Consider the following 18215-nt stretch of genomic DNA (forward strand, 5'->3'; position numbering starts at 1 on the left):
CGCTGCACGATGAAGTATCTGCGAACGCACGAATACCGAGCCGCGACCGTGAGGGAGCGGAACTTTTGCTGAAGCACAAAGCCACTGTAGCCCGGCCTGCGGATAAAACCTTAAAACACCCTTTCAGCACTTATTTTACTCACATTGCTATTGATATAACAAATAAAATGCTCTAAAATGCGACAAATTGATTATTTGGAGCGAACATGAGACTGGCTAAATTTGATATCCAACACGAGTTGAAATCACAGTTCAATGCCATCCTTTCCAGCGCAAGTTTTGCTGATTTAAAGACCCTGGTACTCGATAAAACAGCCATTAGCTCCGTCCAAAAACAAATAGAAAGCCTCCTATCCCAAGCAGAAAAACAAGACGAGGCCGATGCTGTAGCCGCATTGGAAAAGGCAGCATATGACAGACAAGTAAAAGAAGATGCAGCAGAAAAGGAACGCGATATCTCTGCTCGCCATGCAGATGCTCTTACCCAAAGCCGTTTAATCAGAGAATATGAAGCAATAAAACAAGAGCGTTCCGGACTGGAGCGTGAATTGTTTGTAAATGAGCTTCTTGTCCAATCTCCAGGCCCTACCCAAACCGTAGTCCATCAACACCCCTTAAGCACACCGGTCGTAGGCACAAACCTTCATACCCACATCAATTCTTTTGAGATAAAACGTCAATTGGAAGAAAGAATTGCAGCGCTTTCCAATCGTATGGTCGACATTGACCTTGAACTGAAGAAGCTGGAACAATGGAATAAAGATCGTGAAAAGCGTCGGGAAAAAAGAGAGTCGCGTCTGCAAGCTCGTCTGGAATACGCACAAAAAGGCACTGGCATTGCTGCAACCTTGGCATCTGACAATCAATCTCGTTTACTTGCTGACATCAAAACTAAAAAACAAGAAATTCAAAAAAATTGTACCTCTCTCATCGCAGAGGCGGAACAGTTAAACTATTCTGTTTTTCTAAATCAATTGGAGATCTATTTAAGTCACTCCAATACTCGTTCAGCTCAGGAAAATGAAGCGCTCAGAAATCTGCTGAAATTAATCAGACAAAACCTCATTCATGATAAAGAAGTCATTTCGTTGAAGGCGCGCCTGAACAGGACTATAGCCGATCTGGAGCAAAACCAACGCTCATTGCAACTTACCCGTCAAAGACTCGCTTCTCTGATTCAGGCAAATCCTGATCTGATTTCTGAAAATGAACAACTGACACGTGACAATAATGAATTGAGCGCTTTACAAGAGGAACATGTTGAGACACGCAATAGTTTGTTTTACAAGACGCTTATATTTGCTGGATTAACTCTCGCTTCAGCAATTCCCCTGTTTTTGCTTTTGGCAGGAGTTATTGCCTCAACTGCTGTTGTTTCTGCATTGATTATTGTCCCCCCAATACTTTTGTTAGCAGCAGGAATTGGCTTGAGCGTTGCCACCCTGGTTTATGCCGTTAAAGGATGGATAAATGGTTATTCTATTAGTACGAATGAAGAAACAATAAACACTAATTCGGCGCGTATGGTGGATAATAGTAATGAAATAGATACCATAAACAATCGGACCATCCCTGATTTTGAACGTGCTATAGCTCGCCTTAAAAGCAATCAGGAACAATTAGCTGGTGAATTGAGGCAAACAGAACTACGTGCTGCTGACTCATTCAAACAAGCCCAGGGAGTTGAATTACCGGTATACTCTGGTTCTTCACTCTTTACTGGTCCTGTTGAATGGCTGAACAATCCGAAAAACGGCCCGGCAAAAGAGATATCATTACCATCGGCGCCGCTAAGCGACATTCTGGATCCTGAGTCATCGCCAAAAGACATTCTCAAGTCATCCGAGCCTTATGTTCGCATGTAGCATGTAATATCTCCGCGGTCTGAGAGGCGGAACGTCGTCCTGAGCGCGTCTTTTGGCGCGAAGGATCTCCTGAAAGCTGGCAGGGAGTGTAGCCCGGTCCGCTTGCAGCCGGGATCGAAGTGGCACCATGCCGCTTTGGGGAGATCCTTCGCGCCAAAAGACGCGCTCAGGACGACGTAGATCTTAAATAACACGCACCACTGGCAATTCAGACCACTCCGTTGTATACGAAGGAGAGCGCATTTGGATGCGCATTGCCCAGGGTCTCACATGCCCCTCTGCAGCAAGGCGTACTGTATGGCGGCCGAATTTTTTATTAATGGAATCGAACACAGACATTAACTGTTCCGTCTGTTGGCGTTCCTCATCTGAGCGCTGATTAAATAAATCCAGTTGCAGATATTTTTTTTCCACCAAATCTCCTAAATACACACCTACCTTTTGATAATGAAACCCCGGGCGGAAAATTTTCCGCAGACAAAATTTGGCGCAACGGGTCAGATAACGCAAGTCATCGGTTGGGCTTACCAGTTTAAACCCGATAGATTGCTGGTACTGAGGCAAATCCTGACGAAAACGGTTGGTTTGAATCATGATGGAAAGATGATTGGCGGCTAAGCCCTGATCACGTAATTTCTCCCATGCTCTGGAACAATGGCTGCTAATTGCCTGGGAAACAAATAAATATTCGGTTTGCATGCTGCCAAAGGAACGTGAGGAAATAATGCTTTTCCTAGCCTCAGGCTCCTCTAAACCAAGACAGGAAATACCTCGCAACTCCATAACTGTCCGGCGCAAGACCACATTAAATTGAGATTTCTTTCCCAATAAATCCACTGCCGCCAAATCCGCTGCGGTATAAATGCCTTGTTGTATCAGTTTTTTATCCCACTTTCTGCCTATGCCCCATACATCTCCTACGGCAATTTTGCTTAACCAGAAATCCTGTTTTTCTATGTGGAACACAGGAATTTTCAATTCCTTTTTAGCAATATGATTGGCGAGTTTGGCCAGAGTTTTTGTGGCTCCTATTCCTATAGATACAGTCATGCCGGTATAACGAAAAATGATTTTTTGTAATGAAATACAAAACTTATCCAGTTCTGATGTAGCTAAACTTGTTAAATCAAGAAAAGCTTCATCAATGGAATAAACTTCAACCTCAGGCCAATGTTCCTCAATAACAGACATTACCCGCCGCGACATATCGCCATAAAAACTGTAATTGGATGAAAAAACATGCACACCGTATTGCTTGCACAAAGCCTTAATCTGAAAATAAGGCACTCCCATTTTAATCCCCAGAGCCTTTGCTTCATTAGAACGAGCAATCACACAACCGTCATTATTCGACAGAACAAGAACAGGCTTATCGATTAACCCCGGACGAAACAAACGCTCACAAGAGGCATAGAAATTATTACAGTCCACAAGGGCAAACATCAAAGCACCGCATGAATGACATTAGTAACCACCCCCCAAATGACCATATCGTGTGCGTCAGTAATATCCAGAGGAGGAAAATCGGGATTCTCGGCAACCAGCTTTACTCGCCCCTGCTGCCGAAACAGACGTTTTACCGTAAGCTCGCCATTCACTGCGGCGATAACGATACGGCCATGTGTCGCCTCCAGACTGCGATCAACCACCAAAATATCGCCAGAATGAATCCCGGCATGGATCATGGAATCACCAGAGGCTTTCACAAAAAAAGTAGCTGCGGGATGCTTAATCAGATATTCATTCAAATCCAGCATGGTTTCAATGTAATCGTCAGCCGGAGAGGGAAAGCCGGCTCTTACCGAACTGGAATAAAAAGGGATTTTAAACGAATCCTCGCCTTTAATGTATTTCATTACGTCTTTAATGCGGGATTCGGGAATACGTACTGATTTGGTCATTTCACCATACTTACCCCGCCCGCGAGGACGGCCAGCCCCAGGACGCGCACCACCATGAGACATACATCCCCATCTTGAATAGTGTTTCATTATTCAAGTTTAGTCTTGGTGGATGGTTTTGTAAAGGGTGAGGAAGAAATAAGGCTTTTGTAGCCCGGTTGCGAGCAACCGGGCTACAGCAAACCTGGCTACGGGAGAATTGACGCCACCCCTTCGTTTACGCTATTGTTTATCTTTATTTTTCAGAGCTGCACACACCATGATTGAATCATCCAAAGGACTAATCGATACTGTAAAAGCGAACCAAAAAAATATGGTGGATCAGCTTCATCTGTTTTGTGACATCAATTCAGGCACGACCAATTTAACCGGCCTGGCCACCATGGCTGAAACCTTACAACACGCCTATGAACCAATAGCCGACAACATTCAAATTAAAAAATCAGCGCCCTTGTCCATTATTAATATGGCCGGCAACACCAGCACCCAACAATGCGGTGATGCGCTCTTTATCAGCAAACGCCCCCACCTGAAACGCAGGATACTTTTAAGCGGGCATATGGATACCGTTTATGCAGCAAACAACCCCTTCCAAAAACTGACCTATATCAATGACAATTACGTCAATGGGCCAGGAGTTGCCGATATGAAAGGCGGGCTGATTGTCATGCTACATGCCCTGTCTGCTTTTGAACAAACTGACGCAGCAGCCCAAATGGGATGGGATGTATTAATCAATGCCGATGAAGAAATTGGCTCGCCCGCATCCAGCGCTATTTTTGATGAAATAGCTTTAAATTATCAAGCCGCTCTGGTTTACGAGCCCGCAATGACAGCCACCGGCACTTTAGCCAAAAACCGTAAAGGCAGCGGCAAATTAACCATTGTCGCCACCGGAAAAGCAGCACATGCCGGCCGTGCTTTTGATGAAGGGCGAAATGCCATTTGCTACCTGGCCGAAGCCGTCACCGCCATTCATGCATTAAATGGCCAACGTAATGGCGTGACCATTAATGTGGGTAAAATAGCTGGAGGCGAAGCCTTAAATGTGGTTCCTGACAAAGCAGTAGCCCAACTGGACATCCGCATCAGCCTGGCAGAAGATGAGTTCTGGGTCAGAGCCGCTTTGGATAAAATTATGGCTGACTTAAAACGTCCTGATTACTCCCTAAGCGTTCACGGCAGTTTTGGACGACCAGTGAAACGAGTTTGCGCCGGAACAGAACGCCTGTTCCATCGCGTACAAATGCTGGGTAAAGAATTAGGGTTATCCATAGACTGGAAAGACAGTGGTGGTTGCTGTGATGGCAATAATCTTGCCCACCACGGCCTTGCTGTTCTGGACACACTGGGTGTAAGAGGTGGAAACATTCACAGTGCCGAAGAATATATTTTATTGGACAGCCTGTCAGAACGTGCCGCCCTCAGTGCCTTGCTTTTGTCCGATCTGGCACAAGGCGGTTTAGAGGATCTAAAAAAATGATGCTATTTCGCAGCGTACGTGTTACTGATTTGGATGCAATTCACCAGCTCGCCGAACAAAGCGGCATAGGAATGACCACCCTTCCTAAAAATAAAGAATTACTGCAAAAACGGATTGCCTGGTCTTGTGACTCTTATAAAAAAAAGGTAGGCAACCCAGCTGATGAATATTATCTTTTCGTCCTTGAAGATCAGGAAAGCAAAAAAATTGTGGGTACTTCAGCTATAGAAGCAAAAACAGGGCATGAAACACCTTTTTACTCCTATAAAGTATCCAAGCGTACCCGCGTCTGTCATTCACTCAATATCAGAAGTGATTATGAAGTCTTAAGCCTAGTTCATGACAATCAGGGACGTACTGAAATATGCACCCTTTTTCTTGCCCCTGAATACAGAAAAAACAATAATGGCTTATTGCTATCCAAAGGCCGCTTTTTATTTATGGCACACAACCCGGAACGCTTTGCTCCCCTGGTTATTGCAGAAATGCGCGGCATTTCAGATGAGCAAGGGCAATCCCCATTTTGGGATAATGTAGGCGCACACTTTTTCCACATGCCTTTTGCTGAAGCGGATCGTTTGACCTTGGCTACTAACAAGCAATTTATAGCCGATTTAATGCCACGCAATCCCATATATGTCAAACTCCTGTCCACTGCCGCGCAAGGAGTGATTGGCCAACCGCACCAATCCACAGTGCCGGCAATGAACATCCTGCTCAAAGAAGGCTTTCGCTATAATAATTATGTGGACATTTTTGATGCCGGCCCCACCATTGAAGCACCGCTTGCTGATATCAAGACAGTGGAACTAAGCCGTATTATGGTGATTAAAAGCCTGAGTGATGAAGTAAGCAGTAATGAATATTTAATCGCCAATACCCAACTGGATTTTCGCGCCACCATTAATTACGCGATATGCAACGAACAGGAAAATACCTGCATTATCAGCAAGGCGACCGCTAATCTGCTCGAAGTGAAATGCGGCGACAGTCTTCGCATAGCGCCCATGCGCGTTAATGAGGCAGCTCCATTGTAATAAGGAATAATGATGTCAAAATTACCAATCATGCACAGTAAAGGCCACTACATCAACGGCGCATGGACTAAAGGAAGTGGAACCACCCTTGAATCCATTAATCCAGCTTATGGCACCTTGCTTTGGCAGGGTTCTAATGCGACAGAACAGGAAGTTGCTGCCGCAGCCCATTCAGCTCGTCAGGCTTTAACAGCATGGGCCAATACCCCCTTTGAACAAAGAGCGCATTTTGTTAAAGAATTCGCACAGCAAGTGGAAAAAAATCGCAATCAGATAGCGCAATTAATCAGCCTTGAAACCGGAAAACCTTTGTGGGAATCACAAACCGAAGTGACCGCGGTCATTGGTAAAATCAATTTATCCATTCTGGCTTATCATGAACGAACCGGGGCGAAACAAAGCACAACAGCAGAAGCCAATGCCTGTCTGCGGTTCAAGCCACATGGTGTCGTTGTTGTTTTAGGGGCTTTTAATTTCCCGGCTCATTTGAGTAATGGTCATATAGTCCCCGCACTTCTGGCAGGAAACACCGTTCTTTACAAACCCAGCGAACAAAGCCCGGCTGTTGCGGAGCTTATCATGCAGTGCTGGAATGATAGCGGCATCCCTGCCGGGGTCATCAACTGTATTCAGGGCGATGTAGCGAGCGGGAAAGCTTTATTAGCTCAAGACATTCAGGGTGTTTATTTCACTGGCAGCTATCCTACTGGACTGCGTATCCATCAACAATTCAGCGACAGGCCTGAAGTGATACTGGCCTTGGAGATGGGAGGAAATAATCCGCTGGTGATTGATACCGTCAGTGATTTGAATGCAGCGGTTTATCACACCATTCTTTCAACATTTATTACCTCGGGACAGCGTTGCACTTGTGCCAGACGCGTAATGATTCCCAACACGCACCAGGGCGATGAATTTCTTTCACGCTTTATTAAAGCCTCTAAAGCAATAAAGGCCGGGCCTTTTGATACACAGCCAGAGCCCTTTATGGGACCGGTAATTAGCCATGTGCAGGCATTAAAGCATCTTCATGCTCAGAAAAAACTGATGGATGCGGGTGGTGAATCATTGCTGACTATGAACCTTCTTGCAGAATACACCGGACTTTTATCTCCCGGGATTATTGATATGACGCAGGTTAAAAATCCTGCGGATGAAGAAATTTTCGCCCCCTTTGTGCAAATTCATCGTTATGATCATTTTGACGATGCAATAGCACTGGCAAACCAGACTCGCTACGGTCTGGCTGCCGGATTATTAAGTGATAAAGAAGAACAGTACCAACAGTTTTATCAGGAGGTGCGTGCCGGTTTAATTAACTGGAACAGGCCAACAACCGGAGCAGCCAGCAGCCTGCCTTTTGGTGGCGTGGGATGGAGTGGTAACCACAGACCCAGCGCTTATTTTGCAGCGGATTATTGTTCTTATCCCATCGCAAGTATGGAACAACCCCTGTTATCGACTCCAGCCCAATTATTACCAGGCATTATTTTGGAATAACGTAGTCCGGTTGCTCGCAACCGGGAGGGATGTATCCCTATTTGTAGCCCGTATTAGCGAAGCGTAATACGGGATTGAAGTAACATGCGGAACATTTTTCAGGAAATAGATATGAATGTTTTTGAATTAAATATGGATGGCCTGGTTGGCCCAACTCATCATTACGCAGGACTTTCTACAGGCAATATCGCATCTGAAAACAATGCCATGAGCCTATCCAATCCTCAGGCAGCGGCCAGGCAAGGCATAGAGAAAATGCGCTTATTGCACAATATGGGATTGAAGCAAGGCCTGTTGCCGCCACAACAAAGACCTAATCTCCATTTGCTGCACCAATTGGGTTTTACAGGAACGCCGGAAGAACAAATTATCAAGGCTCATAAATCAGCCCCTGACTTGCTCAGTGCCTGTTATTCTGCTTCGTGCATGTGGACTGCCAATGCGGCAACCGTATCGGCAAGTGCAGATACTGAAGATGCGAAAGTTCATTTTACTGCCGCCAATCTGGTCAGTAATTTACATCGTCATCAGGAAGCTGATTTTTCCCGAAAGTTATTACAGTATCTTTTTGCCGATGAACATTATTTTACGCATCATTCGGTACTTCCGCGATCCAGCATTACTGGTGATGAAGGAGCAGCGAATCATAACCGCCTGTGCAAAAGCCATGCTGACTCTGCCATTAATTTATTTGTTTATGGCAAGAAAGCCCTGGGAAGCAAAGATTCAGACGCACAGCCTGCCAAATATCCTGCGCGGCAGACCAGAGAAGCCTCTGAGGCCGTTGCCCGAAATCATCAGTTAAAAGCAGAGCAAGTTCTTTTTGCCCTGCAAAATCCTGCAGTTGTTGATCAAGGAGTGTTCCATAATGATGTAATTTCAGTGGCTAATGAATCGGTATATCTTATTCATGAAGAGGCTCTTTATAATCAAGCTGCAATTCTGGACGAACTGAGAAAAAAAGCCGATTTTGAATTGCAGGTTATTGAAATTTCAAAGGAACAAGTCAGTGTTAAAGATGCGGTGGACACGTACCTGTTTAATTCACAACTGATTACTTTACCCGATCAGAAAGGCATGATTTTGATAGCACCTTATGAATGTCAGAACAATCCCAACGTGAAGCAATGCATCGAAAGCATCTTGTCTGATGCAGGTAATCCGTTAAATGCAGTGCATTATCTTGATCTCAAACAAAGCATGCGTAACGGGGGCGGCCCTGCCTGCCTGCGTTTAAGGGTTCCCTTAAATACTGATGAACTCGCTGCCATGCATCAAGGTGTTTTAGTCGATAACCAATTGCTGGATACGTTGGATCAGTGGGTATTAAAGCATTATCGCACGGAACTTTCGGCTAAAGATTTGGCTGATCCACAGTTGATGAATGAGAGTTTAACTGCTCTGGATGAGTTAAGCCAAATCCTGAAGCTGGGTTCCATATATCCATTTCAAACCGCTTTTTAATAATGTGGAAAATCAGGCTGGGAACATGTATTTATACCTCGCCATCAGGCTATAAGGTATTTCAGAATTACCTTTATCGCTGGCTTACTTTTGGCAGTCAGGCTTTGCAAACAGTAATTAACAGGCGGTATCCCTATAAGCCGGTGTTGTATTATCTGCCGGCCCTTACCCTGATGGCTCGCCATGTTCCTGGAGAATGTTGTCTGTTAGGGCTTGGCGGTGCAGGTATTCCTCATCTGTTGAATAAAAAAAATCCGAATCAATCGCTGGTTGCGGTAGATAATAGCGAAGAAGTCATAGAAATAGCCAGACAATTTTTTATGTTAGACAGGATCTCTAATCTGACTCTGGTGCATGAAAATGCAGAGGATTATGTTTGTGAGAGTCAGGCTCAGTTTCATCATGTGATTGTTGATTTGTATGACGCTAATTATTTCCCTGCTGATTGCAGAACCGATGAATTTTTTATGCATTGTAAAAACAGATTAGCTCCTGATGGAATTCTGGCTGTTAATTTGGCAAATATCACTGAGCAATGGACGATTTTTCAATTAATCAAAAGACACTTCAAAGCAACCCTGGTTATTCCAGTAAAGAAAAGTGCCAACATGGTTATTCTGGCGGCTAAAAATGACGATAAAGAATTATTTATCGAGCAGGTTAAGGCTTCTGGCGAAATAAAAAAGGTATTCTGGGTCGAAAGCTGGGGATATGCGACCGAGATGAAAAGATAAGCGGGCGAACCTGAATCCTGGCAGGGTCTGTAGCCCGGTCTGCTTGCAGCCGGGATCGAAGTAGCAATGAGCTTTAATTAAGCCCCAAAGCAAAAGCCCGAAGCAAGAAACCTCTTGCCCCGCTGGTCTTTTAGGGAAACCTGCATCCATGCGGTCGGTGTGCGCGTCCCTGCGCACAACGCCCTAAAAGACCAGCGGGGGCAAGGGGTTTCCGAGAGAATGTGCCGAGTGGCAGGGTCTGTAGCCCATAGACGCCAGGCTAAGGATCGAAACTTAAAATGTAGCAGGGTCTGGCTCCCTCGACCGCGAAAGGAGTTTTATTAATAATCATATTCTTATCGCGGGAGAGGGCTGGGGAGAGGGTTAAGATCGATATTGTCCCTCTCCCTAACCCTCTCCCGCGTTCAACTGCAGTTCTATACACGAATTTCTAGCGCGGGCGAGGGGACAGAACTGTGCCATTTGCTTCTTCTGAGCCTTAGCCTGGCTTCTATGGTTTGTAGCCCGGCCTGCTTGCAGCCGGGATTTGTACGAGTGCGATCCCGGCTGCAAGCAGACCGGGCTACCCCACTGCCATTAAGTTAAGCGCTACTCCACCGTACCGCGGAACTCCTTAACTTAATGGCAGTGCGGGCTACCAAAAAAATGGCCAAATAAAACCATTTGAAATTAATTTTACCCATACTGTATTTATTTATTCTTATAAGTTAAAATGCTGCCTTTTTTTCATTTATAGAATTATCTTCATCGCATCATGCCTGAAGATTAGGGGAGCATTTATGGGGTTCTTGCAGTGGATATCGGATAAAATGAGACGTTGTTTTCGCTCACGTGAAACCGAGGCCTTGCTGGATCAGGAAAACCCATACCCCGACTACTCTAAAGGCTTGGTTAACATGTCGGGTGAGGATCACCTGGCTACTGATATCGAGGGTGAAGAAGATATTGAAGCAGCCCTTATTCCTCCCCCACCTCTAGATACCCAGGAAAATGGAATTTCCTCAGTGCGCGCTATTTTGCAGTTAAGACATCTGCTCTTCACTCGTGCCAATGTTCCCAGAGTAACTATTGCCATGATACTCTCTACCGTAAATACCGGACTCAATTTTTTGACTCCCTATCTTTTTAGTGAATTGATTAATTTACTCACCAGTGACGATCAGGAAGCAGATATTGCCGGCGTAACATTCAATAGAACTGCTCTGATCTCCACTCTGGTTAGTGTTTATACCTTGGCGCAAATTGTTCCTAATCTGCGCGATCAACTTATAGCCTCAACCAAGTCACGCGCGACCAAAGAACTCATCAGACGCGATACAGAACATTTGCTGAACAAATCACTGTACAGTCAGACCACCGAACCCTTTACGCAACAACTGCTGTTATTTCAAAGAAGCTTTTTCGTAGTCGATTCAACTATCCCTCCTCTCCTGGCTCAGATCATACCTACGTCTTTGGAAACCCTGGCAGCAGGAATCCTGCTTGCAACCCAATATGATTTGGGAATTGGTGGAGGAGTTCTGGCATTAATGACTTTGTATACTGGTTACAGTGCCTTGACTTCCAGACCTATTATCAAAGCACGTGAAAAATCATTAACTGCCGGCAATGAAATATATCAGGTCTTTAGCTCAGCACTGATGAACTACAAGCCCATGCGTGACTTCGGCAAATTTGAACACACTATGAAAGGTGTCATTGAAGGGTTAAATAAATACGCAAAAGCAGACACCAAGGCAGCAGTTACTCCTCTGCGTATTAGCCTCGGTCATTATATTCTGTCTCGCGGCTCTATGCTCGCGGCCTGTTTGTATGTGGGCATGAAAATTAAATCCGGACGCTATACAGTGCAGGATTTCATTATGCTGGTTACTTATCTTAATCAGTTATCAATCTCTCTGCCGGCTTTCGGGCGCGCAGTGAATGAATTTGTCGCTGCTTTGCCCGATTTAAAATTTGTATACAGTGAATTGGCAAAACCAGATGAAGTGGTCGATTTATATCCTGACATTCCTTTGCCTTTAATAGCAGATCAAGGTCCATCTATAGAGTTTGATGACGTTACCTTCCGCTATCCTTACAAGGCTGGTGAAGCTGTTAGTCAACCCGTACTCAAGCATATGTCCTTAAGGGTAGAGCCAGGTGAAAAAGTAGCCCTGGTCAGTACCAGTGGTGCAGGAAAAACCACCCTTTTTAATTTGCTTTATCGTTATTTTGAAGCTGAGACGGGAGTAATCAAGATCAATGAACAGGATATTTCCCAAGTCAGTCTTTATGGTCTTCAAGATAACATCAGCCTTTTAGGGCAAAGTACCAATCTTTTCAAAGGTACTATTCGTGCAAATATTTGTTACGGTGCACAAAAACCTGAAGAATTTACGGATGAGATGATTTGGGAAATTGCACGTAAAGCAGGTTTGCAGGGCTTTCTGGAAAGTTTCCCCGCACAACTGGATACTGATGTGGGTGAGGCTGGAAAAGCATTGTCGGGTGGTCAACAACAAAAAGTAGCTATTTTAAGAGGTCTTGTGAAGAAAAGCCCCATCCTTCTTTTGGATGAGATTACAGCTCCTTTAGACAACCAGTCTGCTAACGATGTGCTTTTCAATCTGTGCACCAATATGGAAAGTACAACTCTTTTGATGATTACTCACAAATTAGTAGAAGCAGCTCAGTATATGGATAGAATTATAGTCATCGATCAAGGGCGTGTTATAGCCACAGGAACTCATGAGGAATTGCTGGCATCCTGTGCGTTATACTATTCTTTATGGCAAACCTATCAGAAGAATTCCGAACAATCAGAAGATTCAACAAAAGAAATGATACGGCAATTGTCTGGCAGAAGCACTCCTGCTGCCACTACAGGGAATGATGAAGAACCGATACATACCCGATCACTTTATAGATCAAAGCGCCATTCATTACCGGTCACTACAACATCATTCAGGAATGGAGAACCCTCTTCACCACCGATGTAATAGTTCTTTAGGATTGTAGCCCGTATTAGCGAAGCGTAATACGGGAAATTACCACTTCGATCCCGTATTACGCTTCGCTAATACGGGCTACGACCCCTGTAAACTTCAGTTGTGAGGGTTTTACTCCCAGATCAATTAAGGCGACTATAGGTTCATCCTGCTCATCGCAAATAATGAAATTGGTTCTGAACGGAGAGTTTTTCAAGGTATAAACAAAAGCTTTTTCCAATCGGATTAATTTGGAATGGTTGAAAATAATCATTTTACCAAGGCTGAACGGCATTAAACCGGGTAACGATTCGGCCAGGTTGATCGCCATTCCGGATTGGAAGGAAGCATCCAGTAATGCGGTACAGCCCCCTTGTGGATTAAGGGCCAAGCGTGTCAACGCCATATTTTCATATAAAGTTACAGAAGAGATACCTTGAAAATAAGAGCCGTAATCTATGCCCAATTGACTGAATTTTTTATACACCGCATCTGCCGCTACTGTATCAAGCCCCACCCTTTTCAATTCATTGCGTGATGGTTCAAACCAGGAATATAAAGAAGCGTAATCCTGTTTCAATTCAGTATACTGCCCTGTTGCAAGAACCTGACGTTCGCTGTTGCAAAACTGGAAGGTGATTGCATCCTGATGTTGAATGGTCTCAAGAATAAGAGTAAGTGAATCGCCCTCACAAACTGCTGGTTGTAACCAACAGATGTTTTCCAGACAAAATGAATTCTGCTCGGGGCGCTGCTGTCTCAATTCACGAAGCAAAAAATCAATATAAGTAACACCGGGTAATACTCTATTATTAAATACCTGATGTTGCGCCAAAAAGGGATGATTTTTACTTAGCGTTATCTTTCTCTGATGCTCACTTATTTTCAGCCAGCCCAGATCCGCCATTAAATCCAAATCAGAAGAATGTTGAAATAATTCATGCAAACAGGGTTCCGCGTCAAAGACATAAGGACTAAGGCTTATTCGTTTGCAATCCAATGCTGCAAATACGGGCTGCCAGTCACAGTTCTTCCCTGCCAGATAATCGTCAAGCACACCATCTGTTTCCAGAGAGCTTCTTAAATCTTCAGTATGTAATAAGTCATTCAGTTTGCGTACAAGTTCTTGTCTGTTTTTGGCAACCACGGCTGTACGGCAGTCAAAATGGGTACGTCCCATAGCCAGCGTGTAAGCAACATCTTTAAAACAAAGATCCTCGGCCAAATCACCAAGCAGGCTTATGATTCTTGCCCGCAATGCATTCCTGGTTTTTGCTGATAAGAGGATAGGTAAGGCTGTTTCATCACTGTCACTACGTAATTTATTATCTGCATGATGAGATAAAACCACATGCGCATTGGAACCGCCAAAACCAAAAGAACTGATTCCGGCCGTCAACGATTCATGTTCCCAGGGAATAGTTTCTGTCAGTAATTTAAGTTTTGAGTTATCCCATTTAATGAGCGGATTTAACAAACCATTGTTATAATTTGCAGGCAGGCATTTGTGTTTCATCGCCAAAATAACTTTCAGAAGAGAAGCAAAACCTGCCGATGCTTCAAGATGGCCAATGTTTTGTTTTAAAGCCCCCAGATAGACAGCCTGATGCGAATTTTTAGCAAGCGATAAGCGCTCAAACTCTTTCAAGGCATCAATTTCTATAGGATCACCCAGCTTTGTTCCTGTTCCATGCGTTTCTATATAACTTAATTGCTGCGCCAGTTGCGGGGTATATGCCGCGGTCAGCAAGCTTGTCTGCGCTTGCTGGCTGGGTGAAGTCAACGAGGCTGCCCTGCCGCCATGATTTTCACTTACCTGATGAATTACAGCATGAATACTATCACCATCCCGTATGGCCTTATCCAAAGGCTTAAGCAGAAAGCCAAAAATCCCTTCACCGCGTACATAACCATCCGCCTGATCAGAAAAACTGGCGCAATGATATTGCGGTGATAAAAATCTGCCCGCCTGTAAGGCACTGGTAAATTCACTATCAATAATTAAATTGGCAGAGCCAACAAAACACTGTTCTGCTTTACCCAAAGCCAGACACTCAACACCACGGGCAAGTGCCGCCAAAGAGCCGCTGCAGGCGGTATCCACCGTTACTGAGGGACCTTGCCAATTAAAGTAAAAGGATAACCTGTTGGCCAGCATGCTCAGCGAGTTCCCCGAAAGCGTATAAGGATGAGCGGGTATTTCCTGCTTGGCTGATGCTAACAATGAATCCATGCCAGTAGCAGCAATAAAGCAGGCTATCTGTTGTGGTGACTGAGAGTTGAAAGGAATGCCCGCATGTTCCATGGTACGAAAAGCACATTGCAATAAGAGCCTTTGCCGGAAATCCATATGCATGACTTCAATTGGAGAAAGATTAAAAAATTTGCGATCAAAACACTCAATATCACGAACATAAGCTGCCCGTTCCCTGCCATGAAGCCAAGGACGCTTGTGTTCGCTGATCAGGCATTCCTGATTGATTAATAAATGCCAAAATTCAGCGGGGGTTTTTCCACCGGGAAGTACCGCATCATAACCAATGATAGCGACAGGCATGTGGGCTTGTATTTGTCCTGAACTCGCAGGAGCAGTTATGGGCGTGTGAATGCTCTTGTTTAATACATAATACTGAGCCAGTTTATTCAGCGTATTCAAATGATAAAACTGATGAGAACTGATGGTTAAGCCTAATTCTTTATCGCATAACAAAGACAACTGGTTAAAGCTTAATGAATTAAAACCATAATCCAGTAAAGAATGATCGCGCGATGTAATCGTCACCGCAAAATGTTGAGCAATAAGGGCAACAATTTGTTGTTCGGCAGGATTCCATTCAGAAGATTTATGTCTGGATAGTTCAGCAGCAACAGGTACATCATCACGCTTTGCTTCCATCAATCTCTTTCTGTCGATTTTTCCATTATTATTCAATGGCATAGCAGAAATAAGCTGATAGCGCTGAGGAATCTTGTATTCAGGAAATACCCTCTGTAATTGTGCCTTTAATTGCGCCACATTTAAATCAGCGGGCGAAGTGTAATACACGCACAGATGAGGTTCCGGTTCATAAAGTGCCAAGGTCAATCCAATGAAATGAGGAACCAGCGTCCTTATTTGCTGATTAATTTCCTCGAGCTCTATACGATAGCCACGTAACTTGACCTGGTCATCATAGCGCTTGAGATAAAGCAAGGTATTGTTTGCCAAAGCAAGCACCTTATCCCCTGTGTGATAGCGTCTTAAGCCACTGTCACTTTGTTTAAAGGAGGTTGATGGATGATTAATATATCCCATCCCGACCAGATCGCCTTCAATAACCAATTCGCCTGGAATCCCTAAGGGCATTGCTTGCCCATGCTTATCCAATACATACAATGAGGTATTGGCCAATGGCCTGCCTATAGATAAAACATCAGGCGAATGAATCTGGGTAGCGCTGACCCAGATTGTGGCTTCAGTTGGACCATACATATTATAAATATCAATGTTTTGCCCTTTAAAGAAGCGAACCAAATCAGCAGTTAATGCCTCCCCGCCAATCCATAAACGCAATTTATTTTTATTGTGCCAAACCCAGCCGCTTTGCATCAGCAAAGAGAGTGTGGACGGGGTTGCCTGCAGTACGGAAACGTATTCCTGGTTGAGCCTGTTGCCTAAAGATTTATGACAGGAGCGGACACTGTTTGCAGCAACAAAAACACTGCCGCCGCAGAACAAAGGCAATAATAATTCGTTAATGGATATATCAAAGCTGATGGAGGTAAGCGCAAGCATTCTGTCATGCTGCGTAAATCCGGGATTGGATGAGACGGAATATAAAAAATTGGTCAGATTATCGTAGGTGATCATGACACCTTTGGGCTTGCCGGTGGAGCCTGAAGTGAATAAGATGTAGGCTATGTCGTTCTGAAGCAAAGGGAGAATTTTTTGGTCTAATCCGAGCCGCGACCGTGAGGGAGCGGAAGGGTTTGATGCATCCGTGTTAATGCCCTTATTTATTCGTATATCCAAGGGTTCCGCTTCCTGACGGTCGCGGCTCGGATTTCTTAACTCTGATTCAATATTGATGACGCGCAGGGTTTCTTTCTCTGTTGCAGAAAGTAAGGCCTCAGACTGATTATCGACAAAGATAATCTGTGACTTTGTTTCGTTTAATATTGCGTGTCGGCCGCCCTCGGGAATGTTTTCCGCTACAGGAATGAATGTCACTCTGGCCATCAGCGCAGCAAGCATTGCCAAAGGCAGCAAGGCAGTGCGGCTTAAAAATACGGCAATCCCATTAGCTAACTCTTCTTTATCCAATGGCTGTAACTGTTCATAAATCGCAGTGATGATCGAGTGGGTTTGCTCGTAAGACAGACTGTGCTGTTCATCAGAGATGGCGATGCGTGTCTGATGTTCATGCATTTGGCGCGCAAAAGTATCCCATAAAGTATCTTTTTCATAAGTAAAAGACTCACCCTGACATACTGGTGCGAACGGTTCTCTGAACAATAAATCAGCTAGCAGAGTCTGAGGTTGCGTGACTAATATTGTTAAGACCTGTTCAAAATGACTGGCAAGCTGGCGCAATAACACCTGCAAGCCCATGGACTGAGCGGATTCGAATTGCAGCCTTAAATGCTCGCCATCAAAGGCATATACAAGCGATAAAGTGGTGGCTGCACTGTGGTTTTCTATACCTGTAGCCTCGCTGATAAAACCAGAGGTCACTTGGGGTAATAAACCGGGGGATTCATTAATAACTACATTCATCAAAGGCAGATTGGTGTTTCTTGCCGGATCAAGATAAGGTAAAAGTTCAGCTAGTGGTGTATGTTGCCGTTCTTTCTGCTCACTGCGCACAGCAATTACCGTTTGCAGAATCTGTTGCAGAGAAGCCTGTTCATTACAGGGAACAAATAAAGGTAACAGGTTGATATCACAACCAAATTTATCAAGTTTCTTGTTTAATTTGACGTAATACGCCAGCCTGATGGTTGTTTCCAGATCTTCATCTTTTATATAGTGATGCAAGGTAATCGCCAGGGCGGTGCTTATCAAATGAAACAAAGTTGCTTTATTATTTTTTCTATACTCACCAATTTGTTTCACCAGTTCCGGTTGAATCGCCAGTTCATAATGGACTAACACCTCCTGCCCGCCGTGCTCCAGAAAAGGCAAAGATTGATACAAGCTTTGCCCTTGCAAATACTCTTGCCAATAGGAGGATTCCGCCGTACCGCAGCTCGTCCGCGGTATCCAGGGATCTAAGTCCGAAG

Annotated in this window: 10 protein-coding genes; 7 read left to right on the forward strand and 3 right to left on the reverse strand. The window is 44.5% G+C overall.

All coding sequences use genetic code 11. The annotated features are described in order from the left end of the window. Nucleotides 1-206: 206 nt before the first annotated feature. Nucleotides 207-1865, forward strand: a complete 1659-nt coding sequence (locus B094_RS0107870) for a T9SS type A sorting domain-containing protein (protein WP_018577266.1) — start codon at nt 207-209, stop codon at nt 1863-1865. Nucleotides 1866-2048: 183 nt separating this feature from the next. Here the strand turns inward: B094_RS0107870 and B094_RS0107875 are convergent, their stop codons facing one another. Beyond that, a complete protein-coding gene (locus tag B094_RS0107875; RefSeq protein WP_018577267.1) occupies nt 2049-3308 on the reverse strand; it encodes a Y-family DNA polymerase in 1260 nt (419 codons plus the stop codon). Then, complete coding sequence (locus B094_RS0107880; protein WP_018577268.1) at nt 3308-3829, reverse strand: LexA family protein; 522 nt, start codon at nt 3827-3829, stop codon at nt 3308-3310. The genes B094_RS0107875 and B094_RS0107880 overlap by 1 nt, the downstream gene beginning before the upstream one ends. A gap of 196 nt (nt 3830-4025) precedes the next feature. Here B094_RS0107880 and B094_RS0107885 point away from each other — a divergent pair, with 196 nt between their 5' ends. The 6 genes from B094_RS0107885 (at nt 4026) to B094_RS0107910 (ending at nt 12965) form a co-directional block, all read left to right on the forward strand. Further along, a complete protein-coding gene (locus tag B094_RS0107885) occupies nt 4026-5249 on the forward strand; it encodes a hydrolase (protein ID WP_018577269.1) in 1224 nt (407 codons plus the stop codon). Continuing rightward, on the forward strand, nt 5246-6286 hold the full coding sequence (astA, locus tag B094_RS0107890) for an arginine N-succinyltransferase (RefSeq protein ID WP_018577270.1): 1041 nt from the start codon (nt 5246-5248) through the stop codon (nt 6284-6286). The genes B094_RS0107885 and astA overlap by 4 nt, the downstream gene beginning before the upstream one ends. 12 nt (nt 6287-6298) lie before the next feature. Further along, nucleotides 6299-7786 carry a succinylglutamate-semialdehyde dehydrogenase gene (gene astD, locus B094_RS0107895; RefSeq protein ID WP_018577271.1) on the forward strand — a complete coding sequence of 496 codons (1488 nt, stop codon included), beginning with the start codon at nt 6299-6301 and terminating at the stop codon, nt 7784-7786. Nucleotides 7787-7897: 111 nt separating this feature from the next. Beyond that, the gene (gene astB, locus B094_RS0107900) at nt 7898-9250 is read left to right on the forward strand and encodes an N-succinylarginine dihydrolase (RefSeq protein WP_018577272.1); all 1353 of its coding nucleotides are present in this window, start codon (nt 7898-7900) and stop codon (nt 9248-9250) included. Between the two features lie 2 nt (nt 9251-9252). Beyond that, complete coding sequence (locus B094_RS0107905; protein WP_018577273.1) at nt 9253-9984, forward strand: spermidine synthase; 732 nt, start codon at nt 9253-9255, stop codon at nt 9982-9984. Nucleotides 9985-10763: 779 nt separating this feature from the next. Continuing rightward, nucleotides 10764-12965: an ABC transporter ATP-binding protein gene (locus B094_RS0107910; protein ID WP_018577274.1), complete on the forward strand. Its 2202-nt coding sequence runs from the start codon at nt 10764-10766 to the stop codon at nt 12963-12965. A 67-nt stretch (nt 12966-13032) separates the two neighbouring features. On the opposite strand, the gene B094_RS15890 is transcribed toward B094_RS0107910, so the two are convergent. Then, complete coding sequence (locus B094_RS15890) at nt 13033-18195, reverse strand: AMP-binding protein (RefSeq protein ID WP_282705093.1); 5163 nt, start codon at nt 18193-18195, stop codon at nt 13033-13035. Between the last annotated feature and the right edge of the window lie 20 nt (nt 18196-18215).

Source organism: Legionella shakespearei DSM 23087, assembly GCF_000373765.1.
GTDB lineage: Bacteria > Pseudomonadota > Gammaproteobacteria > Legionellales > Legionellaceae > Legionella > Legionella shakespearei.